The organism is Herbidospora sakaeratensis, from assembly GCF_001570525.1.
Classification (GTDB): domain Bacteria; phylum Actinomycetota; class Actinomycetes; order Streptosporangiales; family Streptosporangiaceae; genus Herbidospora; species Herbidospora sakaeratensis.
The window spans coordinates 270,239-294,354 of sequence record NZ_BBXC01000011.1; the positions used below are offsets into that span (position 1 = coordinate 270,239).

Sequence of the window (24,116 nt, forward strand, 5' to 3'; positions counted from 1 at the left end):
GCAGGCTAGTGCCTACATCAGATTGGGGCGCTTCCGGTCACGGGCCATCATCGCGGCCTGCTTGCGCAGTTCGGGGTCGACCTGGACGTTGCGGCCGGCGTCCTGCGGGACGATCACCTCCTGCGTGGCCGCCACGTGGCCGGCCACCAGGTCGATGTCGACCGGGACGGTGCGCTTGACCACCGCGAGGGCGATCGGGCCGAGCTCGTGGTGGCGGGCCGAGGAGCCCACGAAGCCGATCTGGCCCGGGGTCGCCGAGCCCTCGACGGCCGCCTCGGGGTCGGCCTCCAGCGGGGTGCTCACGCCGAGCGTCACCGGGGTGCCGTGGGGCGGCAGCTCGTCGACGCTGCCGTCGAGGTGGAGGAAGACCAGCCTGCGGGGCGGGTGGCCCAGGTTGTGGACGCGGGCGACCGTCTCCTGACCCCGGTAGCAGCCCTTCTTCAGGTGGACGGCCGTGTCGATCAGCCCCAGCTCATGAGGGATCGACTTGTGGTCGGTGTCGAAGCCGTAGCGGGGGATGTGGGCCTCGATGCGCAGCGCCTCATAGGCCCAGAGGCCCGCCAGCGGCCCCTGCCCGGCGAGCTCGGAGCGTGGGATCAGCCGGTCGTCTCCGGGGAGGCCCGAGACCACCGCCCAGTCGGCCGACACGTCGGCGATCTCGACGCGGAGCATGAAGCGCATCTTCTCGAGCCAGGTCACCAGCCCTTCGGCCGTGCCCGGTTCGACGTGGATCCAGGTGGTCTCGCCGTCGTCGCGCAGGTGGAGGTGGTGTTCGAGCCGCCCCTGCGGGTCGAGGAACAGCGTCTGCGTCCACACCCCGGGGGCCAGGTCGTCGAGTTTCTGGGAGCTCAGGCTGTTGAGCCAGCTCAACCGGTCGGGCCCCGAGACGGTGATCACGGGACGGTTGCTCCGGTCGACCACGGCCCGGCCGGCCGCCAGGGCGCGCTGTTCGGCGTAGGGGTCGCCGTAGTGGGCCGCGACGGTGTCGTCGGGCGACGCGCCTGGAACGGCTCCGGGCACGTCGAGCAAAGGGCTGCGCATACCTCTCAGGCTATGCCCGCTCAGCGGCAGTCGCGGCACCGCCCGAAGATCGTCAGATGGTGGACGTCGGTCTGGAAGCCCAGGTCGCCGTCGAGCCGGGCCACCATGTCGCCGACCAGCTCGGGAGGCGCCTCGATGATCTGCCCGCAGCCCCGGCAGACCAGGTGGACGTGGTCGGCGTCGGCGGCCAGATGGTAGGTCGGGGCGCCGTGGCCGAGATGGGTGTGGGTGACCAGGCCGAGCTCTTCGAGCAGTTCGAGGGTGCGGTAGACGGTCGAGATGTTCACCCCGCGCGCGGTCTCCTGGACCTTGGCGCAGATCTCCTCAGGAGTGGCGTGGGTGAGCTCGCTGACCGCCTCGAGGACGAGCTGGCGCTGCGGAGTGACCCGGTAGCCGCGGGCCCGGAGCTCGTCGTGCCAGGTGTCGGTCATGACGAAATCCTACGGCCCGATATTGACTTGCCCGCCCCGGAGAAGAGCGCCTAGCGTACGAAGCACGCAGAAAGGAGGTGGTCCGAATAATGATTAGTCATGATTGGGCTAGCGAGGTGGCTGTCCGCTAGGACAACCCGATCCGGACCAGCTCCGGGTCGGCGCGTCAGAGCGCAGATCCAGGCAGACACCGGAACCCCGGGCAGCCGGCGGGTGCAGGGCGCAAGCCTTCTCCCATTGGTCCAGCCGGCCCGCTCAACCGAGCGGAACGCGCCCGGGGTTTCTCAATGCCCGCGTGCTTCCACGCCCAGGATCTCGCACGCCTGCCGATAGAGCACGACGACCTCTTTGCGCACCTGCGCTCGCTCCACGATGGGCGCGGCCCACTTCACCGTGACCGGCTCGCCGTCGGCCTCGAAGTGGATGGCCTCGGCGTCGACCCCGGTCGTGCGGGCCGACGTGGCGTCGGGCTTGCCGCCGAGGGCCCGCACGATCAGCAGCGCGTCGGCCGCGTGGTCGTCGTTCATGTGCTTCTTGATCGCTTCGACCGCTTCTTCGGTCAGCGGGGTGCTCATGGCGCCCGATCCTAGTCGGCGACCTTCTTGAGCTCGGCCGAGGCGTGGTCCTGCAGCGGGAGGCCCACGGCGGCCATCTCGTAGGCGTACATGAGATTGCCGTTGACCAGGCCGTAGAGGCGCTTGCCGGCCGAGTAGTCCTTCGAGGTGACGGTGCGGGCCACGACGTCGGTGATCAGCTCGATCTTGTGGAAGACGACCTCGCCGACGTAGATCTCGATGATGCCCGTCGGGTGGGCCAGCATGACCTCGATCTGGCGCTCGGGCTGGACCCGCCAGTAACCCGACTCGCTGGCGAGGGGGCGCACCTTCTCGCCCTGCTGGTCGAGCAGCCAGGTGCGGCTGCGGTAGCTGAGGAACGGCTTGCCGTTGTGCTCGAAGATGATCTCCTGGCCGAAGTTGGCGCTCTCCATCGTCGGGTAGCCGATGACCCCGGCGCCCTCCCAGTGGCCCAGCAGGAAGGCGATCGGCTCGAGATCGGGATGTACGTCCATGCCGACAAGGCTAGTGCGGGTTTAGGCTGCGGGCATGGCACGCCAACTGGTGATCAAAGTGACCGCGGGCAGCGACGCCCCCGAGCGGTGCAACCAGGCCTTCAACGTCGCCGGGGCGGCGATCGTCAGCGGGGTCGGGGTGTCGCTGTGGCTGACCGGCGAGTCGTCGTGGTTCGCCCTGCCCGGCCGGGCCGAGGAGTTCAAGCTGGCCGAGGCGGCCCCCCTCGAAGACCTGCTGGCCGCCGTGCTGGCCGGCGGCCGGGTGACGTTGTGCACCCAGTGCGCGGCCCGGCGCGGCATCACCCTCGACGACGTGATCGACGGAATCCGCATCGCCGGGGCGCCGACTTTCGTCGAGGAGATCACCCAGGAAGGCGTTCAGGCGCTGGTCTACTAACGCGGCACGGGTGTCATTAGGCTTCGGCCTGAGTGCGGCAGGTCCCCTTATTTTGGGACGGGACGAATAATGACATCCGGCGACCCACTGGCCGAATTGCGGTTACGCCTCCAGGAGCGATATCGCGTGGCGGGCAGACCGAGCTACCGCGAACTCGCCAAACAGACGGGAATGAGCCACACGTCGGCCCGCACGGTCATTCTGTGCGAACGCCTCCCCCGCTGGGGCGCCCTGGAACTGATCGTGGAGTCGTTGAACGGCGACACCGCGGAATTCCACCGCCTGTGGCTCACCGCCGACGCCGCCACGACCACTCCTCCAGGCCGCCCGGATCACGAAATTTCCGGCATGGGCATCCCCGCACCAGCCGAGGAAGGCCGATCGGGCCATCCGGACTCGGGCGGCCTCGCGCCGACCGCAGGTGAACGACCGGGCCACCCGGGCATGGGCGGCCCCACGCCGCTCGGCGAACGATCGAGTCACCCGGACACGGGCATCTCCGGCGTGGTCGCGGACGAGCCTGGGCCCGCGCGGAAGCGGCTCGGGGGTGTTCTGCGGTCCCGGCGGGCCGTGCTCATCTCGCTCTCCTCGGTCGCCGTCGTGGCCGCCGCCGCCGTGGTGGCCCCTCGTCTGCTGAGCGGCGAACCCGGGCCCAGGACCGGCGTGATGTTCGGCGGGCCGCTGTCCGGCGGGAACGGCGCCGTCTGGTCGGTCGCGCACGGACTGCTCGGCGGGCGGCCGGTCATCCTCTACGGCTGTCAGAACGGAACGGTGCACCTGCGGGACTTCGGCAGCGGCGAGCGGATCGGCGGGGTGCTCACCGGGCACGACCGGGCCGTGTTCGCGGCGAAGATCACCAACGTGGAGGGCCGGGCCACCGGGGTGACCGGGGCCGCCGACGGGACCGTCCGGATGTGGGATCTCGCTTCGGGGCAGGGCCGGGTGCTGAACACCGGGAAGGAGTCGGGCGGCATCAACGCGCTGGCCGTCGCGACGCTCGACGGCCGGCCCTGCGCGTTCACGGCGGGCGACGACCTGACCGTCCGCCGCTGGGACCTCGCCGCGGCGAACCCCGCCGGCGAGGTGGTCGGGCAACCGCTGGCCATGTCGCCCAAGGCCATCGCCGTGGGCGAGGTCGACGGGAAGCTCACCGCCCTGTCGGGCGGCGACGACCGGCTGGTCCGCAGGTGGGATCTGACCGAGCCCGACCCGACGGGCGTGCCGATCGGCGGCCATGACGGCACGATCTGGAACCTCACCATGGGCCACGCCGACAACCGGGCCGTCGCCCTGTCGGCGAGCGAAGACGGCACCTCGCGGCTCTGGGACCTCTCGGAGCGGCAGCCCATCGGCCACCTGCTCGGCGACCGGCTGCCGAACCCGGTCAAGTGCGTCGCGCTGGCCGTCGTCGAGGGCACCACGATCGGGTTCTCCGGCGCCGACGACGGCACGCTGCGCGAATGGGACCTGACCACCTCGAAGCAGGTCGGCCCCCCGGCCGAGGGCCCGACCTCAGGCCCCGAGGGCTTCGAGGTCGCGACCCATCAGGGCCGGACCTACCTGTTCGCCGGGACCTGGGACGGCTACGTCTGGAAGTTCGACCTCGGCCCTACGGCTTGAGCACCGCGCCCAGGCGTTCGTTCCGGAGGCGTTCGTACCAGCTGTCGTCGATCGCGGGCAGCGGGCCGGCGGCCCAGCGGAGCAGCAGGTCGGCCAGGGCCGGGTTGCGGGCGAGGGCGGGGCCGTGGAGGTAGGTGCCGATGATCTTGCCGGCGAAGCAGCCCTCGGTGCCGTCGCCGTTGCCGGTGCCGACGAGGGTGCGCGACAGCGGGGTGACCCCCGGGCCGAGCCGGGTCACGCCCATGTGGTTCTCGAAGCCGGTCAGCGTCGGCAGGCCCAGCGACGGGTCGACCTCGGCGGCCAGTTCGCCCACGGAGCGGCGCTCGCCGCGGCCCGAGGAGATGTCGAGCAGGCCGATGCCGGGCACCGGCTGGCCCTCCTCACCGCCGAAGACCGAGCCCATGATCTGGTAGCCGGCGCACACCGCCAGCAGCGACGCGCCCCGCTGGATGGCCCGGTGGAGGCCGCCGTCACGCCGCAGGCGCTCGGCCCCGAGGATCTGGGGCCGGTCTTCGCCGCCGCCGATCAGGTAGATGTCGCCCTGCTCGGGGACCGGGTCGGAGGAACGTACATGAACGACCTCGACCGGGATGCCCCGGCGGCGGGCGCGCTGTTCGAGCACGAGCACGTTGCCCTGGTCGCCGTAGGTCGACAGCAGGTCGGGGTAGATCCAGACGATGCGGAGGCTAGACTGCACGGCCGAACTCCGTCCGGATCGACTGGAACGCGGTGTAGTTGGCGATGACGTCGATGTCGCCCGGCGGGAGCGCGGTCACCGCCTGGCCGAAGGTGTCGACCAGGGTGAAGCCGACGCCGGCGACGTCGAGCCGCAGGGCCAGGTCGAGGCGGCGCTCGCCGGTCACGTAGACGTGGCGGCCCGTCAGGATGCGGTAGTCGACGTCCCACAACCACGAGGTGTCGCGGCCGTCGGGGCCCTGCGCGTTGACCGACAACACGATCGGGCGGTCGGGGCGGGTGACGTCGAAGGCTTCGAGCCAGCCGGCCGGGTTCTTGGCCAGCAGCAGCTTCATCACGCGGCCGTCGCGCTCGACCGTGGTGTAGCGGCCGGCGACCGACTTGACCTCGCGCAGCCTCGGCAGCGCACGTTGCGGGTCGAGGCCGAACGCGGCGGCGGTGGCCAGCGCGATGACGGCGTTGGAGCGGTTGGCGGTGCCGGGGAGCTGGAGGTCGAGCCGCCAGCGCCGGCCGTGGGGGTCGACCGCGTCTTCGCCGTCGAGGATCCAGTCGGGCTCGGGACGGCTGAAGGTGCACTCGCGGCAGGCCCAGTCGGCGTTGACGATGCCCTCGGCGCGGTCGAGCGGGCCGCCGCACTCGGGGCAGCACCACGAGTCCTCGTGCCAGCGCTGGCCGCCGGCCACCCAGGTCACCCGGGCGGCCGTAGAGGCGCCCCAGGTGACCAGCGGGTCGTCGCAGTTGGCGATCACGTGGGCGGGCTTGCCGGCCAGCGCGCGCCGCCACTTCTGGGCCAGCAGCCAGATCTCGGCCGCCCGGTCCATCTGGTCGCGGCTGAGGTTCATCAGCACGACCACCCCGGCCTCGGTGGTGCCCAGCACCTCGGGGAGGTATTTCTCGTCGACCTCGAGCACGCCGTAGGGGGCGGCCTTGTTGGACGAGAGGGCCGAGACGTGGCCGGCGGGCATGTTGGCGCCGAACGCGTTGGTGGCCACCTCTCCGAGCTCCTGGAGCGCCGAGGCGATCAGGCGGGTGGTGGTGGTCTTGCCGTTGGTGGCGCTGACCAGTGCGAGCTTCTTCTCGTGGGCGAGTTTGCGCAGGAGGTCGGGCTCCAGCAGCAGGCCCACCCGCCCGCCGATCACGGACCCGTCGCCGCGCCCGGTCGCCCGGGAGAGTGTCGCGGCGGTTCGTCCGAGCGCGCTGGCGAGCTGGGCGCGCAACGGCAACTGACTCATGCAGTGATCCTAAGGGTCGGTGAAGGACAGCTCGGCAGGGGCGTCGCCGTCGAACGGGAGAACGAACCGGCGCGGCCAGGAGAGCACCGTCTCCAACCAGGCCGCCCCCATGGTGTGGGCGACATGCCGGATACGTTCACGAGGTTCGACGCCCACCGCGACGGTGGCGATGTCGCGCTGGATGCCCTCGTGCTCGTCGTCGCCCAGGATCACCCGCCAGGCCAGCGGGCGGTTGCGGTCGACCTCCATCGACAGCGGATGGTGGCGCAGCGCCTTGGCCCGGTGGCCCAGCAGTTCGGTCCGGGTCTCGACGGCGACGCCGCCGCCGTTGACGCCGGCGTGCAGGTAGGGGCGGCCGGAGGGGTCCGTGCCGAACAGGGCGTATTCCATCGCCGGGGCCGGGCTGCGCAGGTTGGGCGCGGGGTGGCCGTAGGGGAACAGCCGGTCGACCTCGTGCAGCCAGCGGATCTGCGGGATCACCCAGGCCGGGCCGGGCTTGTCGCCGGCGGGCGAGCCGGCCAGCAGCCCGGCCGCGATCTCGGCGGCCTTCTCGGTCAGCAGGGTCGGGTCGAACCAGGTGCGCAGCGACCAGGCGCGGCGGGCGACGCTGCGCTCCACGAGCGTGGCCAGCAGGCACTCGCGGCGGCGCGGCGGCAGCTCGGCCCAGATGTCGGCCAGGATGCGCGGCACCCCCGGCAGCGACCGGTTGGCGACGAACGACAGGATGACCGTGTCGGTCCAGATCCGCAGCCACGCCCACTCGGGCGCGACGGCGAGCAGGTCCGCTTCGCGGACCTCGAAGAGCGTGCAGGCTTTTCCGGTACGGCACTCGCGCCCGCAGGCGGCCGACCGGCGCCCCTTGATAGGCGGGGCCGGTGACTGGAGCACGTGCTCGCGGTCCTCCCCCAGCGGCACCTGGATCCGCAGCGGCCGGTCCATGCCGTCGGCGAAGACCGCCGCGAACCCGGGCTGGAGCGAGACCACCTGACGCGACTGCTCCTCCGACAGGTTCATCGCCGCCCCGACCAGGAACCGGTCGTCTTCGGCCGGCAGCCGGTGCACCACCTTGAGCGCGGTGTTCTTGACGACGTCGGAGACCAGCTTGGTGGGGATCTGCTCGGCCACCACGATGCCCTCGCCGTAGGCGCGGATCTCGGCCAGCATGCCCGCGAGCAGCTCGACCGCGTGGGTGGAGGCCCGCTGGGCGCCCCGGTCGCGCAGCAGCCGGTGGGCCTCCTCGATCACGATGACGTGCTGGAGCCCGGGCGACTTCTGCTGGCGGGCCCGCATGCGCAGGTGCTCGACGATGCGGATGATCAGGGTGCCCATGAGGAACGCCTTGTCCTCGTCGTTGGCGACGTCCTCGATCGCGAGCACCACGTTGCGCTGGAGCAGGCCGCCGATGTCGGCGGGGTGGCCGCCCTCGAAGAACCGCCCGGCCGAGCCGACCCGGAGCGACCGCAGACGCAACGAGATGAAGCCCTCGACGTCGGCCTGCACCTCGTTGCCGTAACCGATCTCCTCGATGACCTCCAGGGCGTGCTGCTGGAGTTGTTCGAGGGTCGGCACCTGGGGCTGGACCGCCGCGCCGGGGATGCCGCCGCCGGTGACGACGTCCCAGCCGTTGGCCTCGTAGACCCGCTGGAGGGCCAGGGACATGATCTGCGGGAACGGCTCCTCGGCGTCGAAGGCGGCCATGAACAGGGCCCGGACCATGTCGATGTGGGCCTGGACGGGGTAGCCGGGCTCGGGGGCCAGCGGGTTGACGCTGAACGGCACCGCGTCGGGCGCCGACGGGTTGATCACGGTCAGCGGGGCCTGGCCTTCGAGCCGGCCGGCCATGGCGGCGTACTCGGACTTGGCCGGTTCGATGGCCAGCCACGGGATGCCCGCCCTGGTGAGCTGTTCGAGCAGGTGGCGGACGGTCTGGGACTTGCCCGAGCCGGTCGCGCCGGTGACGAAGGCGTGCCGGTTCAGGGTCGCCAGCGGGACGCGGAACGTGCCGACCGCCCGATCCTGTCCGTCGACGATGGCGCCCAGGTCGAGCATGTCGCCGCCGGTCGAGTCGGCCTCGCTGGTGACGTCGAAGAAGCCGGTGTCGAGGACGCGTACACCCGGGACCTCGCGCCTCGGGAGCCCGGCCAGGGCCGCGAGCGCGCCGGCGGTGGCGGCGAAGGGGGCGGCGGCGCTGTCGGTCGGATCCTGGAAGTTGACGTTCAGTGCCTCGGTGAAGCTGTAGACGGGCTCCTGGGCGCTCGGCCGGGCCGGGCCCGCCATGGCGCTGCGCAGCCGGTAGGGGTGGTGGCTCATCTCCACCGAGCCCACCAGGACGGGCGCGATCTGGCGCAGTTCCTCGGGGCCCGCCGCGCCCGCCAGGACCCGGACGTTCCACAGGCCCGCCTCGCGGAAGGCGTCGAGCTCCTGCATGCGACGCTCGGCGCGTTCGGCGTCGTAGCGGGAGCGCTCGGAGGCGTCGCCGTACTGGCGCAGCACGTTGAGCTGGGTGCGGAGGTGGCTGACCTCCTGGTCGAGCAGGTCGGTCGGCTCGGCGACGACGACCCAGCCGAACGGGCGCGACATCAGCGTCGTCAACGTCGACTCGAACAGGGTCGGCTGCTTCGGCTCGTCGGGCTCCGGCTCGCGCCGCCCGTTCAGCGGCGGGGCCTGGCGGCCCGGGCACGGTGTCCACACCAGATCGGCGAGGTCGGCGAGCCAGTCGTCGCCGATCTCGACGCCCCGCGCGCCGCCGGGGAACAGCAGCGGCTGCGGCCCGGTCGGCACCACCTCGATCGCCGCGACGGCCGCCCGGCGCGGGGCGCGCGGCGGGGTCAGCGGGCCCGCGTTGGTGATCAGTTCGAGCGGCGCCCCGGAACCCCGGGACAACCAGCCGATGACGAAGGGCCGGTCACGCTGCGCGGCCGACAACACGGCGGGCAGCACGTTCACGAAGTCCCACTCGGCCGACGACGTGCGGGACGGAGCGGTGATCGCCTGGATCCGATACCACGGCCCGCTCAGGGGGAACGGTTGCATGAGACCCCTCTCTGCCAGGCTTTCACGGTCCTTTGCCGATCATGCTCACACATCCCCGTTGACGAACCTCTTACCCTGCTGAGCGTCAGGGTTTGCGCCAGTCGAGACGGGGCGGCGGCGGGCCGAGGTTCGGCGGGGGCGCCTTCTCGTCCGTTTCCGGCGGCACCACGGGCGGGGTCGCCGAGAGCGACCTGACCTCCTCCAGCGTGGTCTTCGGGAAGGTCAGGATGGCCGGGTTGGCGTCGGCGAGGCGCACCTCGCGGCCGTCGGCGGTGGCGTGGGTGACGATCACCGAGGTGGTCGGGAGCTGCTGCAGCTGGTGGGGCTCGACCAGGAACTCCCGCGACCGCTGCATGACCCCCTCGTGGACCTTTCCGGCGCTGCGGCCCCATTCGGTCGACTCGGTGATGCCCTCTTTCAGGTCGCCTTCGGCGCGGGCCTCCATCTCGCCGCGGCCCTCGCCCACGGTCGACGTGTAGCTGCCGCCGGCCCCGTTCACCACGGAACTGACCGACTCGGTCAGCTGGGCCAGTTCGAGCCGGTGCTCGGTGCCGACGTGCTCGCTGGCGACCCGGGCGTCTTCGGCGTTGCCCAGGCGCATGAACGCGACGGCGGCGTGGCCCCGGCCGAGCCGCTCCCTGACGGTCGGGGTGAGGGAACGGTAGGTGAGGACCAGGCCGGTGCGCGACGTCTCGCAGGCGTCCATGAGCCGGTCGAGGACGTCGCCGCGTAACTTGTCGGCCCCGGCCACGATGATCGTGTGATACCAGGGCCGTTCGCCGGCCGGCGACTGCCGCAGGATGTGGGTCAGCGCGGTCGCCACGTAGGTGCCGAGCACCCGGTTGCCGAACACCCCGGCCTGGCGGTCCATGCTGACCACGCGTAAGCGCGCCGGCGGCAGCCGCACGGCGTCGGAGCCGAGGGTCTCCAGCTTGCGCAGCTGCGACTCCAGCGCCCAGGCGCGTTCGATGACGACGCGGTCGGCCACGCCCCGGCCGAAGAGGGTGCCGATGCGTTCGAGCTGGATCGCGGTCAGCCGCCCCGACTTGAGGTCTTCACGGGGGTCGCCGACCTGGGCCAGGGCCCGCAGCGCGGCGGTGACCTGGCTGATCGTGGCGGTCTCGCCGAGCACTTCCAGGACCCGTTCGAGGATCGCGTTGTCGAACCCGATGTCGCGGCTGGTCTCCTCGCTGACGCTGACCACGTGGGCCAGCACGTCGGCGAACGCCTCGGGCTTCAGGGTCGCCCCGAGGTCGAGCTTGGGCAGGTCGGAGGGCAGCACCCAGACGAGCGGGTCGTCGCCGCCGCGTTTGGCGAGCTGGATCAGGTCTTTGGCGATCACGCCCTCGGACAGGTCGAGCACGGTGAGGTGGCCGCCGCTGTAGAGGCGGGTGGCGCCGATCAGGGTGATCAGGGCCGACCAGCCGGGAAGCGTGCCGCCCGCCACGTCGACGCGATCGATGTCGTCGGGGACGGCGACGGCGTACCAGCTGATCTGCTTGTCGTAGATCGCCTTGCGCTCGGCCCAGTCGCGGTAACGGGCGGCGTGCTCCTCCTGGGCCCGGATGTGCTCGCGTTCGCGCTTGGCGCGGTCGCGCTCGCTCTGGGCGAGGCGTTCCTGTACGCGGAACCGGACCGCCTTGTTGCCCTGGTGGATCGCGAACGAGCAGACCCCGGCGACCCCGGCGGCGGCGATCACGCCCATGCCCACGAACGGCCAGCCGATCACCCCGGCGAACCCGAGGAGGGCGACCACCACGGCGAGCCCGGCCACCACGGCGCGGAACAACTTGACCGGACGGTTGAGAAGGTCTTCCTGTAGTCGTTCGTTGCGTAACAGTTCGGGCCCGGGATCGGGCGGCAGCTCGGCGTCGGCGCGCGGCGGGCGTTTCGGAGGCGGGCCGGGGTCGGGGTGCAGCAGCAGATACTGCCACCCCAGGTAGATGCGGTCGGCGCGCAGCTCGGCGTGCTCGGGGTGCGCGTCGGTCAACCTCGGCATGGTCGCGCCCGGCCCCTCCGTATTCGTCGTAAGGTCAAAGCGTAGGAGCTAGGTACCCCGTCAGGGCAGGGTTCTCGGCATTCGGACGGCTTTCCCACCAAAGATAGGGACGATTGCGGCGGATGGGTCGCGTGTGGGCGTACTACCATCCATTGCCATGAGTCGGCGACCGGTGCTCGTGCCCGTGGTGGCGCTGCTGTCCGTGTCCGGGCTCGGGGTCACCGCCGGAACGGGCGGGCTCGACACCGAACCCGACTCGCCTCCCAAGCAGTATCAGGCCGGCGCGACGATCGATCAGAAGCTGTTCAAGACCCAGTTCGTCAAGGCCGTCGACATTGCCGAAGGCGACCGCCACGCGGTGGAATTAGTTCTGAAGGTCACCAACGAGGGCGACACGACCGAGAGCGTCGGCGCGATGGCGACCGGCCCCAAGGTCAGCCGGTACGGACGCCTCGGCACCACGATCCTCAAGACCACCCCGCCGCTCGGCAAGCCCGACACCTACCCGGAGATCGGCGTGTGGAGCCACGGCGTCCGCAGCGCCCAGCTCCACCCGGGCATCACCCACACCGTCGTCATCCGCTACGACGTGCCGGAGGGCGCCAAGCCCCCGGACAAGGTGACGATCGACGTCGGCGGCTTCGTCGAGGAGCCCATCAGCCGCCGCGACCCCCGCGAGTACTGGCAGATCGAGCCCGACAAGGACCTGCCGACCGGCGCCGGCGACGAGATGGCCCCCATCGAGCCCAAGGTCATCGCCCAGGTCACCCTGCCCATCCGGCCCGAGGAGGCCTGATGGCCGGTTTCCTCCGCCGACTGGGCGCGCTGACGCTCGGACTGAGTCTCGCCGCCGCGGCCCTCTACGCGCAGACCTTCGCCCTCGACGAGGAACAGAAGAGCGCCTACCTCACCAGCTCGGGGTCCTCCGGCGAAGAGGTCGTCACCAGCCGGTTCTCGGTGAAGGTGACCAAGGCGGCCGTCGCGACCTCGGTCGACGTGGCCGACACGACCGTCGAGACGGGCAACCTCTTCCTCGTCGTGCACGTCTCGGCCACCTCTCCGGCGGAGCCCTTCCGGTTCCGGCCGCACACCGCCTGGCTGCTGACCGAAGCCGACAAGAAATACCAGGTCACCGACAAGGTGGCCGAAGACTCCACGCTCCTGGGCAAGTGGGTGCAGGCGGGCTGGTGGATCGATGCGCCACTCGTCTTCGAGGTGCCCAAGGAGGCGCTTCGGGGCTCCGAGCTGGTGCTCACCTCGGCCAGTGACGCCCTCGTCGTCGACAACCTCGCCCCGGACGTGCAGATCGATCTCGGGCTGACCGGCGGCGAGTCGCCGGTCGAGCACTACTCGCTGGCCCCGGAGGGCACGTGAACCAGCAAGAGCCACCCCGCGACTGGTTTTCCCCGCCGCCGTCGCAGCCGACCGAGATCGACGACACGACCTATTCGGGACCGCTCCCGCCGATGATCCCGGCCTACATCCCGCCGCTGGCGCCGCCCAGCGACGTGCTGGTGTGGCCGCCGCCCCCGCCTCCCCCGGCGCCGGAGGAGGACGACGAGGGCTTCTCGACCCAGCCCTTCCCGGCCATCGCGGCGGGCCGTCCGCTGCCGCGCCCCCGGCCGTCGTTCCAGGACCCGGAGCCCTATCCGCCGTTCCCCGACCCGCCTCCCGCCGCGGCTGAACCGCCCCCCGCTCCCCCGGAGCCGGAGCCCGAGCGGAAGAAGAAGGGCTGGGGCCGGTTCTTCGCCGGGGCCGCCGGTTCGGTGGTGCTCGCCGTCGGCGCGCCCGCCGCCGCCAACTGGTCGACCTATGTGTACGCCACCGGCGAGCCCGACGTCGTCCACATCATCCCGGCGGGCGAGACCTACGACTTCGAGCACGTCGCCTGGCGGTCGACGGTCGAGCGCATCCCCAACCCGGCGGGCGCGGCCGAGAAGCCCGGCCGCCAGTGGGTGAAGATCGTGCTCACCCGCACCGCCCTCGACCGCGACGGCACGTTCCTGACCGGCGTGCCCGAGATGGACCTCCGCGACGACGCCGGGCGCAAGTGGCGCACCGAGATCCTCGAGAACGCCACCCCCCTCGACCCGTCGGACGACCAGGTCGGCAAGGCGTTCCCGATCGAGATCTACGCCGTGGTGCCGACCGACGTCGCCGACACCGCCGAGTTGTTCATCCGGCCCTCCAGCTACCGCACCGACACCCCGACCGAGGACCTGACCGACGACCTAAGCGCCGACCTCGACCTCCTCCGGTTCCTCCGTTAGCCGCTTGCGGGTCGCGGCCTGGTCGTAGGCGGCCGCGATCAGGCACATCGAGAAGACGGTCACCACCAGGTCGACGACGAACGTGGTCGGCACGGTGGTGACGATCCACAGGTAGGGACCGCCGGCGGTGGCGTAGTCGAGCAGTCTGCCCAGGTAGTCGCCGCCGACATGGAGGCCGACGTAGAGCAGGGCGTACAGGCCGAAGAGGGCAGGGCCGCCCTTGGCGGTCAGGCGCAGGGAGTTGAGCAGCGGGATCCAGCGGGAGGTGAACCCGCCGGCCAGCTTGGCCAGGGTGACCTGGGTCCAGTTGTGGCTGCGCTCGACCCGGGCGCCGACGCCCTCCAGGCGGGTGCCCCTGATCGTGGTCTGGGTGTCCTCCGCGTAGGCGCCGTACACGAGGATGCCGACGGTCAGCCAGGCCAGCGGGAGCACCAGCGCGTCGAGGAGCAGCGGCCACACGTCGCCGAGCCACTCGAAGAACGGCGACTCGCGCACGTCCTCGGTCGCGTCGCTCACGCCCATGATGAGCGCCCGGTGCTCGATCCAGTCTTCGCGGAGCTTGAGGGCGGCGACGGTGGCGGTCAGGCCGTAGAAGACGAAGGCCAGTTCGCCGAAGGTGGTCAGGATGCCGGTGAACTTCCCCGGCTTGTTCTCGTGGCGACGGCCGGCGAACCACTTGATCGCGTACGCGACGACCATGGCGGCGACCGAGATCCGCACGTCGAGGCCGGTCAGGCCGTCGCCGATGGTGCTCTGCACCCCCTGGAGCTGGTCGACGATCTGCTGGTCGGGGTTGAGGGTGCGGTCGATGTTCTCGAAGTCGCGCATGTCCTGGTCGACCAGGCCCCAGGTCATGTAGAGGCCGGCGAAGACCAGGGCGGTGCGGTTGAGCGCCCCGAAGATCGTCTCCTGCGCCTCGTCGCCCGCGCGGCGGGCCCGCGTCTCGGCCAGCGCCTCCCGGACGGTGTGGAGCATGCCGACCACGGTCGCCAGCGACACCATGACGACCAGGGTGAAGATGAACAGCACCCCCACGAGCCGGAGCTGGTACCAGGAGCCGTGGGACAGGTGCGCGGCGGCGTAGAGCAGCCCCCAGCGCACGAACCGGCCGAGCGAGAACCACATGATCAGCGGCAGCGCGCACGACCCGGCGATCCTGAGCGCGTCGAGGGGTAAGCGCGCGGTCTTGGTGGACGTTCCGGACATCTTGCGCATGCTAGCGGTCAAGGAGCCGGAAAGGTCAAAGATCGGCCGTCCGGGCTGGTCAACGACGGATATGCGGGAGGCGAGGTGGGACACTCCCTGAAGTCGTAGATCGGGGAATCAGACATTGACATCCTCCCCCCGCTTGAAAGCGGGAGATTCCAACTCATCTCACCCGGAAAGGAGGACAAGTTGAGGTTCGCGCTTCACTGGCCCGGCACCCCGGTCGCCTCCACGCGCATTCACCGCATGCCCTGCGGCGATATCCCTGATGTTTCTGGCCGCGTTCACGTCGGCGTTGGCCTGTTGCCCGCAGGCGCGACACCGGAACTCCGCTTGGCTCTCACGGTTTTCCGGCGTGCGATGTCCGCACGCATTACAGGTCTGCGACGTGAAACGCGGATTCACCTTCACCACTCGTCCCGGCGCTTTTTGCTCAAGCCGCTTGACGAGGCGGCCCCAGCCGGCCGCGAGAATGCCGCGGTTGAGTCCTGCTTTCTGGCGGACGTTCTTCCCGGGCGCCCCGATCGTGCCACGGGCCGACCGTGTCATGCCGGAGATCTTCAGGTCTTCGACGCCCACCACGTCGAAACGGCGAGCAAGGTCAGTCGAGGTCTTCTCGATCCAGTCCTTGCGGCGATCGGTCTCGCGTGCCCTCAGCTTCGCAACGGCCGCCCTGACCCTGCCACGACGGTTGGAGCCCTTCCTGGCCCGGGCCAGCTTCCGGAGCAGCAGCAGCAGGCGGGCCTTCACCTCCTCACGCGGCGTGGGAGCGTTGGCCATCCCGCCGTTCGAAAACGCCACGCTGACGGCGACACCACGGTCAACACCGATGACATCACCGGTTCCCGGCGCGGGGATCGGGTCGGGGAGTGCCGCGAACGCCACATGCCAGCGCCCAGCCACGTCGCGGGTCACCCTGAAGGACCTCACGCCCTTGGGTACGGCGCGGGACCAGCGGAAGCGGACCCAGCCCACCTTGGGAATCCTGACCTCGCCTACGTTGCGGGACAGGCGGCGCACATCATCCGGCTTGACCGCGACAACGCGGAACCCTTCGCCTTGCCCGCGTTTGCGGAAGGTGGGGCGCTTGTGGGTTTTGCCGAAGAAGTTCGCCATCGCTTGGGCGAAGTCTTTCAACGCCTGCTGCTGAACCACAATCGAACCGGCGCGCAGCCAATCGAATTCGGCTCGCGCCCCAGTCAACTGCCGGCATTGCTCGGCGAATCCCGGTGCGCTTTTCCGACCGGGCTTCCAGAACGAATGCTGCTCGACGGCGAGATTCCATACAAAACGCGCGTGCCCGCAATGCTCCGCCAATGCCGCCTCCTGGGTTCGCGTCGGCGAAAGGCGGTAGCGGGACACGAGCAAAAGTTTACCAAACTCCATCGGCAGAAAACGGAGAACAAAGTGCGGCACCGTTCCGCGTTCCCTCCCAACCCTGAAGGACGACGGGGCTTCCACACTGGAGGCGCAAGGTGAGCGCGGAACGGGACGCCGGTCCAGGCCGGAGCCCGGGTTTCCTGCTGTGGCGGGCGACCCTTCGATGGCAGCGGGAGATCACCACGGCGCTGAAGACGATGGGGTTGACCCACGTGCAGTTCGCCCTCCTCGTCGACCTGTGGTGGTTCGACAGTCAGGGCGTCCGTCCCAGCCAGCGCGAACTGGCCGAACACGCCACCGTCGACGTGATGATGACCAGCCAGGTGGTCAGGGTGCTGGAGGTCAAGGGCCTGCTCGGCCGCGAAGAGGACCCCGCCGACATGCGCAAGAAGGTGCTCGTGATCACCGACGAGGGCCGCCGGCTGGCCGAGCGCGCCGCCGGGGTGGTGGAGAACGTCGACCGCGAGTTCTTCAAGGTCGCCGGGGAGCACAACGCGCTCATCGACGTGCTGGAGCAACTGGCGGGCGTGAACTGAAAAAGCCCGGCCTCCCATGGAGACCGGGCTTTTCCGATGCGGTTTAGACGGCCACCGCGAGCTGGGCGACCTCGCCCAGCTTGGCCTCGACCGCGACGTCCTTGGTCCGGCCGCCGCCCGCGATGATGCGGACGGTCCAGGAGCCGGGGGCGGCGAAGAAGCGGAAGATGCCGTCGTCGGAGACGACGACCTCACCGGTGAACTCACCGGAGTGGTCGAGGAGGCGGGCGTAGGCGGTGCCTGCGCCGGTGACGACGCCCTGGATCACGGCCTGCTTGGAGTAGTCGATATTGGCCGGCAGTGCCACGGTCTGCTCGGGCGCGGCGCACCCCTGCTGGATGGTCGTCATCGGGCCTCTCCCAGTTCCACCGGCACGCCCACGAGCGAGCCGTATTCGGTCCACGAACCGTCGTAGTTCTTGACGTTGGCCTGGCCGAGCAGCTCGTGCAGCACGAACCAGGTGTGGGCGGAGCGCTCCCCGATGCGGCAGTAGGCGATGGTGTCCTTGCCGAAGTCGACCCCTGCGTCCGCGTAGAGGGTCTTGAGCTCGTCGTCGGAGCGGAAGGTGCCGTCGTCGTTGGCCGCCTTGGACCACGGGATGTTGCGGGCGGTCGGGATGTGCCCCGCGCGCTGCGCCTGCTCCTGCGGAAGGTGGGCCGGCGCGAGCAGCTTGCCGGTGAACTCGTCGGGCGACCGGACGTCGACCAGGTTGAGCTTGCCGATCGCGGCCACGGCCTCGTCGCGGAACGCGCGGATCGACAGGTCCTGCTCGGTGGCGGTGTAGGTGGTGGCCTCGCGGTTCGGCACGTCCTTCACCAGCTCGCGGGAGTCGAGCTCCCACTTCTTGCGGCCGCCGTCGAGCAGCTTGACGTTCTCGTGGCCGTAGAGCTTGAAGTACCAGTAGGCGTAGGCGGCGAACCAGTTGTTGTTGCCACCGTAGAGGACCACGGTGTCATCGTTGCCGATGCCGCGCGACGAGAGCAGCGCCTCGAAGCCGGCCTTGTCGACGAAGTCACGGCGGACCGGGTCCTGCAGGTCGTCGCGCCAGTCGACCTTGACGGCACCGCGGATGTGACCCTTGTCGTAGGCGCTGGCGTCTTCGTCGACCTCGACCAGGACGACGCCGGGCGTGTCGAGGTTGGCCTCGACCCAGTCGGCGTCGACCAGTGCGGCGGAGCGACTCATGAATTTCTCCCAGGTTGTAGACGGCTGATGAGCGGTTGTGATGCACGGGAAAGGCGGCCAGCAGTGCCGCTGCTGTCGCACCCAGGGCCAGAGGGACGATTCCGGAGGCGGGAACGATGCGAATGATGCCCAGGCCCCGAGACAGATCGGGGCGGAACCAGAGTGGTGTCGGCCGCGCCGGAGCGGGGGCCTCGGGGATCGACCTGCATCGCCTGATGCTCCTGATGGGTTTCGCGTGATGCGGCTTCAGACGCCGCCGGAAATCACCCTCAGGCCATGCGACAGAGAGCCGTCGCGACGCGGCAGAAGTCAACCGCCCGCCGCTTCGTGAGCATCTCTGTCGTGGGAGTCATGGGCACGACAGTACCCTTTCGTCTCGCCATCTGTCACATGCCGTCCGATTGCTGAGACCCGTTGTGAGACACCCGGTCCACGGCCAGAGCGAGGGCGGCGATGACGTCGGCTTTCCTGGGCTGCCCCGATGCTTTTTTCACGACATTTCCAGAACTGTCGAGAACTAACACCGTTGGGGTTTTCGTAACTTCATGCGCCTGTACGAGGTCCAATCGCGACTCCGCGTCGACCTCGACGTGGCGGACCCCGGGAACGATCGCGGCGACCTCGGCGAGCACCCGCCGGGTGGCCCGGCACGGCTGGCAGAAGGCCGTCGAGAAGTGCACGAGCGTCGCCCGCTCACCCAGTGGCGCACCCAGGTCCATACGATCGGCAACCACCGGCGGCCGCCGGGAAATTCCCGGTCAGCCGACGGGAACGGTGATGAGCGGGGCGCCGTTGGCGCCGCGCAGCTCGAAGCGGGCGATCTCGGCCACCGGCAGGCTCGTCGAGCCCTGGAAGGTCGTGCCGCCCTTCACCTCCCAGCTCGCCACCGACGTGGCCGGGCCCTGGCGCGGGATGGCGAACAGCTCGGTCTTGGTGTCGACGGGCACACCGGTCATGGTCGCCGTGACCTGGGTCCCGCCGTCGCCCGCGGTCAGGTCGAGGCGCAGCGTGACGTCGCCGCGGGAACCCTCGACCGTGACGGTCTGGGCCATCTTGGCGGTCACCGGTTCGTCGGCCTGACCCGATTCGGGGGCCGCGTTCTCCTCGGGCTGCGCGGCCCTGGAGGCGCGGGGCGCCTTCGACGACGCCGGTTCCTCGGCGGGGGCCACGCCGGTCTCGGCCGGGCCGGTGCCCGCCGCGGCGTCGCTCTGGGGCTCCTGGGTCAGCAGCGGCTGGGGCTCGGGGACGCCGTAGTAGTCGCCCTGGTCCTGGGCGGCGGGGACGGGGACGCGGACCGATTCGGGGGCGCCGCCGGCGGCCGTGGAGGCCGTCATCTCGCCGGTGTTGTCGAGGAGGACCGCGCCGCCCCACCCGAGGATCGCCACGCTCGCGGCCAGGCCCAGCATGGTGCGGGTGATCCGGCCGCGCCTGCGGCTCCTGGCCGAGTCGGCCAGCAGCCGGTCGAGCACCGCCCGGGGCGGGGCCGCGGCGTGCTCGACGTCGGCGGCCGACACCCGGGCCAGCATCGGCGGCAGGCCGGCCAACTCGGCGAGTTCGGCGGTGCACTCGTCGCAGGTGTCGAGGTGGGCCTCGACCATGGCGGTCTCCCGGGCGTCGAGGGCGCCCAGGGCGTACACGCCCAGAGAGATCTTGACGTCGTCGTGGTTCACGGCGCGAGCCCCCGCTCCTCCAGCGCCAGCTTGAGCGCGCGCAGCGCGTAGTAGGTGCGCGACTTGACGGTGCCCGGCGGGATGCCGAGCGACTCGGCGGCCTCCTTGACCGACTGGCCGCCGTAGTAGACGGCCAGCAGGACCTCGCGGTGGTCGGGCCGCAGCGAGGCCAGCGCGTCGGCGATGGCCCACGACTCGACGGCCTTGTCGAGCTCGTCGTCGGCAGGGAGGACGGCCAGCGCCTCGTCGCCGGTCTCCTGCGGGCGCGACTTGCGCGCCCTGGCCTGGTCGACGACCAGGTTGCGGGCCACGGTGAACAACCACGCCCGCACCGGGCGGTCGGCGATCGGGTTCTTCCAAGCGCGGAGGATGGTCTCCTGCACGATGTCCTCCGCCCTCCCCGGGTCACCGGTCAATCGCAGTACGTAACCGTAGAGCGGCCCGGCATGGTCGTCGAAAAGGGCCCTGACGAGCTCCTCGTCGGCCGTACCGGCTGCGCTCACATCCTCAGAACGCAACCGGCGGCGCTTCGGTTCACCGCGAAAGAGGGACATCTGTCGCCGTCGCGTCGATGGCCAGGCCGCCTCCGGGGGCGGAGCGGACCTCGTCGATCTTCAGATCGAGCGGGAGGCCCTGCACGGGCACGGTGAAGGTGATCAGGCGTTCGGCGTTGGGCACGGTGAACCCGCCCGCGATCGTCACCTTGGCGGGGGTGAGTCGCAGCACCCCGTCTTTGACCTCGACCTTCATGTCGGCGGTCACCGGCACCTTGTTGCCGAGCGCGGTCACCTCGCCGGAGACGCGGACGGTGCCGTTGCCGCCGCCGCCCTCGATCTTGATGCCGCGCGGGGCGCGGGAGTTGAGGGTCTCCTCGGAGATGGTCACCGTGCCGGTGACCCGCTCGGCGACGATCTTCGTGCCGGACGCGTTCTGGATCAGGTCCATCAGCGGCGCCTCGACCCCGTAGAGGGTCGCCTGGACGTCGCTGAGCCGGATGCCCTCACGCTGGATGTCGCCGATGTCGATGGCGATCTCCTCGTAGCGACCGCCGATCGCCTGGGTCAGGAACGGCACGCCCTTGACCTGCACGGTCGGCGGCGCGTCGAGATCGGCACTGGCCTGGACCTGCTTGGCGATCTCCCGCTGCACGCCGGCGACGGCCACGCGGTCGAGAACCACGGCCAGCACGACGAGCACGAGCAGCGCCACCACCAGCTTGCGCACCGCATCCTCCGTTGGCCGGGGGGTTTCGGATCAGCCTATCCGCCGGCAAACGGCGGCAAAACCTCAACCGTGGCCCCTTCGGGCAGCTCGACGGTGTTGGGGTCGCGGGTGCCGGCCGGATTCCCGTCGACCAGGAACGAGCAGCGCGGAAGCACCCTGGCCAGCACGTCGTTCCTTGTGATTTTGGTAACAAGCTCTCCAAGGGTTTCCGCGTCGAAAGTCTCCTCGGCGACTCCGGCCGCCTCCTTCGCCGCGGCCCAAAAGCGCACTGTTCCCGTAGCCATACGCCTCTCCAGCCCCAGATCCGCACACTCACAGTGAGCGTTTGGATACGGTGATTCTCCACGTGAAGTGCTGTTCACACGGTGGACGCACATTGGACGCAAAGTTGCTGTGGGCTAATCTACGAGCAACGGGACCTGGGCGACGTAGCCCCCGGGTCCTTACGTGTTTCTACGGCCCTGCCGTTGACGCGGATCGAAGGAGGCGAGCCTGTGATCGTGCACAGCGCGGTGCTCTCCCGGCACGCCCGCCCGTTTGGCGAGGAGGCCTCATGAGCAATCTGCTTCTGCTGACCAACGCACTGGAACCGTCCGCCGAAGTCCTGCCGGCGCTCGGGCTGCTGCTCCACTCGGTCCGGGTGGCCCCCGCCGAGGGGACCGCCCTGCTCGACGCGCCACCCGCCGACGCGATCCTGGTCGACGCCCGGCGTGAGCTCGTCCAGGCCAAGAGCCTGTGCCGGCTGCTGCGGACCACGGGGATCGACTGCCCGCTCCTGGTCATCGTGACCGAGGGCGGCCTCGCGGCGATGACCGCCGAGTGGGGCGCCGACGACGTGATCCTCGACACCGCCGGCCCGGCCGAGGTCGAGGCCCGCCTGCGCATGGCGATCGGCAAGTTGTCGCTGGCCGCCGCCGAAGAGGTGCCCGACGAGATCCGCAGCGGCGATCTGGCGATCGACGAGGCGACCTACACCGCGCGCCTGCGCGGCCGGGCGCTCGACCTCACGTTCAAGGAGTTCGAGCTGCTCAAGTACCTGGCCCAGCACCCGGGCCGGGTCTTCACCCGGGCCCAGCTCCTCCAGGAGGTCTGGGGCTACGACTACTTCGGCGGCACCCGGACGGTCGACGTCCACGTGCGCCGCCTGCGCGCCAAGCTGGGCGCCGAGTACGAGGCGCTGATCGGCACCGTCCGCAACGTCGGCTACCGCTTCGTGCCCGACCGCGGCAACGAGATGGCCCAGGAACTGGAGTCCGCCCGCCGCTGAGACATGGAAAAGCCCCCGGTCGCCATCGACCGGGGGCTTTCCTGTCATTACGGCAGAACGGTGATGTGGTTGGGGACCGGGGGGGCCACCGGGGAGTTGGCGGTCAGGTAGGCCTCGAACGCGTCGATGTCGAGCGGGCCGCTCCACAGGTCGTCGCCCTGGGTGAAGGCCGCGAAGGCGTCACCGCCGCCGACGAGGAAGTTGTTGGCCGCGACGCGGATCGACTGGGCCGCCGTCACCGGGACGCCGTCGATCTTGATGTCGGACACCTTCGAGCCCCACGGCGCGCTGTTGCTGTAGGAGTAGGTGAAGTTCGACGACGGCTGCAGGATCTTGGTGAAGGCCTGGTTGTTCGGGCCGCCCACCCACTGCTGCTCCAGCACCAGCTTGAGCTCGGCGCCGGTCAGCGTGACGACCTGCACGAGGTTGTTGAACGGCTGGACCGCGAAGATCTCGCCGTAGGTGGTGACACCGGGGCCCTCGCCGACGGGCGAGCTGGCGTAGGTGAGGGTGGTGCGGATGCCGCCCGGGTTCATCAGGGCGATCTGGGCGTTGCCGCCGGCCTTGGCCGACTCGAGCTGCGAGTCGGCGATCAGGTTGCCCAGCGGCGACTCGCCCGAGGGCACGGCGACGTTGGTGATGTCGGCGGTGATGTCGCCGACCTTCTTGTTGGCGACGGTCGCGACGCGGGTCTTCCAGTCGTTGATGAACGACACGGTGGCCGGGTCGGGGGTGACGGTGCGGCGCACGACGGTGTTGTCCGCGACGACCGACGAGCGCACGATGTCGCCCGTGCCCTTGTTGATCTTGAAGTCGATCTGGGTCAGCACGCGGCCGAACGACGAGCCCTGCGTGTAGACGCGCTGCTGGCCGGCCGGGTCGGTGGCCTTGCAGATGTACGCCTGGTGCGAGTGACCGCTGATGACCAGGTCGATCTCGGGGTCGATGCCCTCGGCGATGCGCGAGCCGGCGCCCTTCGTGATCGGGCAGGCGTCGGGGCTCTGGTTCGGGGTGACCTGGTCGCCCTCGTGCACCAGGACGACCTGGGCCTTGATGCCCTTGACGTCGCGGAGGTACTCGGAGGTCTCGTTGGCGGCGGCGACCTCGTCGGTGAACTCGAGGCCGGCGATGCCGGAGGCGGTCACGATCGACGGGGTGGTCTTGGTGACCAGGCCGATGAAGGCGACCTTCTCGCCGTTGATTCGTTCCACGTAGTAGGGCGCGAGGGCCGGCTTGTTCTTCTTCGTGTCGATCACGTTGGCCGCGATGAACTCGAAGTCGGTGCCCTTCCACTTGCCGGCGGGCGAGCACCCGTCGACCGGGTGGCACTTGCCCTCCATGACGCGCTTGAGCTCGGCGTAGCCCTCGTCGAACTCGTGGTTGCCGGCGCTGGAGGTGGCCAGCTCCAGCGAGTCGAGGAACGCGACCGTGGGCTCGTCGTGGAAGGCGGCCGACAGCAGCGGGGAGGCGCCGATCAGGTCGCCGGCCGCGACCAGGACGGTGTCGCGGTTGCGCTGCTGCTTGACGTAGGTGGCGAGGTAGGCCGCGCCACCGGCGCCGTCGACGATGGTGCCCGTCTCGTCGGCGATCCGGCCGCTGGACCCCGTCGGGGGCTCCAGGTTGCCGTGAAGGTCGTTGATCGAGAGAATCCGGATCGGAATCAGCTCGTCGTCCTTCTTCTTCTCCGAGCCGCTCGCGCTGGCGCCCGCAGGCCCGATGGCGAGAGCGATGACACCCGCCGTGGCGACCGTGGCCACGGCGAGTCTCTTGAGGGATGCAGGGGTCATGGTCAATGAGCCTAGAGTGACCACCTGGCCGTCCAATGGCGCAAAGGTAACGATTCCCCTCGGTGACACCTGG

26 protein-coding genes are annotated in these 24,116 nt (G+C 70.2%); 7 read left to right on the plus strand and 19 right to left on the minus strand.

Going from position 1 to position 24,116, the window contains the following annotated elements; genetic code table 11:
• Positions 1–12: 12 nt before the first annotated feature.
• The 4 genes from ygfZ to AW271_RS17300 all read right to left on the minus strand — a co-directional run bounded on the left by ygfZ (position 13) and on the right by AW271_RS17300 (position 2,541).
• Complete coding sequence (gene ygfZ / locus AW271_RS17285; RefSeq protein WP_062337955.1) at positions 13–1,041, minus strand: CAF17-like 4Fe-4S cluster assembly/insertion protein YgfZ; 1,029 nt, start codon at positions 1,039–1,041, stop codon at positions 13–15.
• A 20-nt stretch (positions 1,042–1,061) separates the two neighbouring features.
• Positions 1,062–1,472: a Fur family transcriptional regulator gene (locus AW271_RS17290; protein ID WP_062337957.1), complete on the minus strand. Its 411-nt coding sequence runs from the start codon at positions 1,470–1,472 to the stop codon at positions 1,062–1,064.
• A gap of 284 nt (positions 1,473–1,756) precedes the next feature.
• Complete coding sequence (locus AW271_RS17295) at positions 1,757–2,047, minus strand: DUF2470 domain-containing protein (protein WP_062337959.1); 291 nt, start codon at positions 2,045–2,047, stop codon at positions 1,757–1,759.
• Positions 2,048–2,058: 11 nt separating this feature from the next.
• Complete coding sequence (locus AW271_RS17300; RefSeq protein ID WP_062337961.1) at positions 2,059–2,541, minus strand: heme-binding beta-barrel domain-containing protein; 483 nt, start codon at positions 2,539–2,541, stop codon at positions 2,059–2,061.
• A 34-nt stretch (positions 2,542–2,575) separates the two neighbouring features.
• Here AW271_RS17300 and AW271_RS17305 point away from each other — a divergent pair, with 34 nt between their 5' ends.
• Together AW271_RS17305 and AW271_RS17310 are read left to right on the plus strand one after the other, a co-directional pair.
• Positions 2,576–2,938, plus strand: coding sequence for a DsrE family protein (locus AW271_RS17305; protein ID WP_030451609.1), 363 nt, complete (start codon positions 2,576–2,578; stop codon positions 2,936–2,938).
• Between the two features lie 126 nt (positions 2,939–3,064).
• Positions 3,065–4,558 (plus strand): WD40 repeat domain-containing protein, encoded by a 1,494-nt coding sequence (locus AW271_RS17310; protein ID WP_157554265.1) that lies wholly within the window; start codon positions 3,065–3,067, stop codon positions 4,556–4,558.
• Here the strand turns inward: AW271_RS17310 and AW271_RS17315 are convergent.
• The 4 genes from AW271_RS17315 to AW271_RS17330 all read right to left on the minus strand — a co-directional run bounded on the left by AW271_RS17315 (position 4,548) and on the right by AW271_RS17330 (position 11,509).
• On the minus strand, positions 4,548–5,255 hold the full coding sequence (locus tag AW271_RS17315; protein WP_062337965.1) for a type 1 glutamine amidotransferase: 708 nt from the start codon (positions 5,253–5,255) through the stop codon (positions 4,548–4,550). The two genes, AW271_RS17310 and AW271_RS17315, sit on opposite strands and share 11 nt — an antisense overlap.
• On the minus strand, positions 5,245–6,486 hold the full coding sequence (locus AW271_RS17320) for a MurT ligase domain-containing protein (protein ID WP_062337967.1): 1,242 nt from the start codon (positions 6,484–6,486) through the stop codon (positions 5,245–5,247). Before AW271_RS17320 ends, AW271_RS17315 begins: the two co-directional genes overlap by 11 nt.
• Before the next feature lie 9 nt (positions 6,487–6,495).
• A complete protein-coding gene (locus AW271_RS17325) occupies positions 6,496–9,519 on the minus strand; it encodes an ATP-binding protein (protein WP_062337969.1) in 3,024 nt (1,007 codons plus the stop codon).
• 85 nt (positions 9,520–9,604) lie between these two features.
• The gene (locus AW271_RS17330; RefSeq protein WP_062337971.1) at positions 9,605–11,509 is read right to left on the minus strand and encodes a hypothetical protein; all 1,905 of its coding nucleotides are present in this window, start codon (positions 11,507–11,509) and stop codon (positions 9,605–9,607) included.
• Positions 11,510–11,675: 166 nt separating this feature from the next.
• On the opposite strand from AW271_RS17330, the gene AW271_RS17335 reads away from it, so the two are divergent.
• The 3 genes from AW271_RS17335 to AW271_RS17345 are packed head-to-tail and all read left to right on the plus strand — an operon-like array spanning position 11,676 to position 13,788.
• Complete coding sequence (locus tag AW271_RS17335; RefSeq protein ID WP_157554267.1) at positions 11,676–12,314, plus strand: hypothetical protein; 639 nt, start codon at positions 11,676–11,678, stop codon at positions 12,312–12,314.
• The gene (locus tag AW271_RS17340) at positions 12,314–12,892 is read left to right on the plus strand and encodes a DUF4352 domain-containing protein (RefSeq protein WP_062337975.1); all 579 of its coding nucleotides are present in this window, start codon (positions 12,314–12,316) and stop codon (positions 12,890–12,892) included. The genes AW271_RS17335 and AW271_RS17340 overlap by 1 nt, the downstream gene beginning before the upstream one ends.
• Entirely contained in the window at positions 12,889–13,788 is a 900-nt protein-coding gene (locus tag AW271_RS17345) for a hypothetical protein (RefSeq protein ID WP_062337978.1), read from the plus strand. Before AW271_RS17340 ends, AW271_RS17345 begins: the two co-directional genes overlap by 4 nt.
• Here AW271_RS17345 and AW271_RS17350 read toward each other — a convergent pair.
• Positions 13,750–14,994: a hypothetical protein gene (locus AW271_RS17350; RefSeq protein ID WP_157554269.1), complete on the minus strand. Its 1,245-nt coding sequence runs from the start codon at positions 14,992–14,994 to the stop codon at positions 13,750–13,752. The two genes, AW271_RS17345 and AW271_RS17350, sit on opposite strands and share 39 nt — an antisense overlap.
• Positions 14,995–15,162: 168 nt before the next feature.
• On the minus strand, positions 15,163–16,356 hold the full coding sequence (locus tag AW271_RS38550) for an RNA-guided endonuclease InsQ/TnpB family protein (RefSeq protein ID WP_157554271.1): 1,194 nt from the start codon (positions 16,354–16,356) through the stop codon (positions 15,163–15,165).
• Positions 16,357–16,469: 113 nt separating this feature from the next.
• Here AW271_RS38550 and AW271_RS17355 point away from each other — a divergent pair, with 113 nt between their 5' ends.
• A complete protein-coding gene (locus tag AW271_RS17355) occupies positions 16,470–16,910 on the plus strand; it encodes a MarR family winged helix-turn-helix transcriptional regulator (RefSeq protein WP_062337982.1) in 441 nt (146 codons plus the stop codon).
• A gap of 43 nt (positions 16,911–16,953) precedes the next feature.
• Here the strand turns inward: AW271_RS17355 and AW271_RS17360 are convergent, their stop codons facing one another.
• The 8 genes from AW271_RS17360 to AW271_RS17390 all read right to left on the minus strand — a co-directional run bounded on the left by AW271_RS17360 (position 16,954) and on the right by AW271_RS17390 (position 21,273).
• Positions 16,954–17,259 carry a DUF1416 domain-containing protein gene (locus AW271_RS17360; protein WP_218008078.1) on the minus strand — a complete coding sequence of 102 codons (306 nt, stop codon included), beginning with the start codon at positions 17,257–17,259 and terminating at the stop codon, positions 16,954–16,956.
• Positions 17,256–18,095, minus strand: coding sequence for a sulfurtransferase (locus AW271_RS17365; protein WP_062337984.1), 840 nt, complete (start codon positions 18,093–18,095; stop codon positions 17,256–17,258). The genes AW271_RS17360 and AW271_RS17365 overlap by 4 nt, the downstream gene beginning before the upstream one ends.
• 269 nt (positions 18,096–18,364) lie before the next feature.
• Positions 18,365–18,478: a putative leader peptide gene (locus AW271_RS43140; RefSeq protein ID WP_353051402.1), complete on the minus strand. Its 114-nt coding sequence runs from the start codon at positions 18,476–18,478 to the stop codon at positions 18,365–18,367.
• A 3-nt stretch (positions 18,479–18,481) separates the two neighbouring features.
• Positions 18,482–18,814, minus strand: a complete 333-nt coding sequence (locus AW271_RS17370) for a thioredoxin family protein (protein ID WP_062337986.1) — start codon at positions 18,812–18,814, stop codon at positions 18,482–18,484.
• A 39-nt stretch (positions 18,815–18,853) separates the two neighbouring features.
• Positions 18,854–19,765, minus strand: coding sequence for an anti-sigma factor family protein (locus AW271_RS17375; RefSeq protein ID WP_062337988.1), 912 nt, complete (start codon positions 19,763–19,765; stop codon positions 18,854–18,856).
• Positions 19,762–20,268, minus strand: coding sequence for a sigma-70 family RNA polymerase sigma factor (locus AW271_RS17380; RefSeq protein WP_062337990.1), 507 nt, complete (start codon positions 20,266–20,268; stop codon positions 19,762–19,764). The genes AW271_RS17375 and AW271_RS17380 overlap by 4 nt, the downstream gene beginning before the upstream one ends.
• Positions 20,269–20,299: 31 nt before the next feature.
• The gene (locus AW271_RS17385) at positions 20,300–20,989 is read right to left on the minus strand and encodes an LmeA family phospholipid-binding protein (protein ID WP_062337992.1); all 690 of its coding nucleotides are present in this window, start codon (positions 20,987–20,989) and stop codon (positions 20,300–20,302) included.
• Positions 20,990–21,024: 35 nt separating this feature from the next.
• Positions 21,025–21,273 (minus strand): MoaD/ThiS family protein, encoded by a 249-nt coding sequence (locus AW271_RS17390; RefSeq protein ID WP_062337994.1) that lies wholly within the window; start codon positions 21,271–21,273, stop codon positions 21,025–21,027.
• 269 nt (positions 21,274–21,542) lie between these two features.
• Here AW271_RS17390 and AW271_RS17395 point away from each other — a divergent pair, with 269 nt between their 5' ends.
• Positions 21,543–22,256: a response regulator transcription factor gene (locus AW271_RS17395; protein WP_062337996.1), complete on the plus strand. Its 714-nt coding sequence runs from the start codon at positions 21,543–21,545 to the stop codon at positions 22,254–22,256.
• 47 nt (positions 22,257–22,303) lie between these two features.
• Here the strand turns inward: AW271_RS17395 and AW271_RS17400 are convergent, their stop codons facing one another.
• Positions 22,304–24,043: a bifunctional metallophosphatase/5'-nucleotidase gene (locus tag AW271_RS17400; protein WP_062337998.1), complete on the minus strand. Its 1,740-nt coding sequence runs from the start codon at positions 24,041–24,043 to the stop codon at positions 22,304–22,306.
• Positions 24,044–24,116 lie beyond the last annotated feature (73 nt).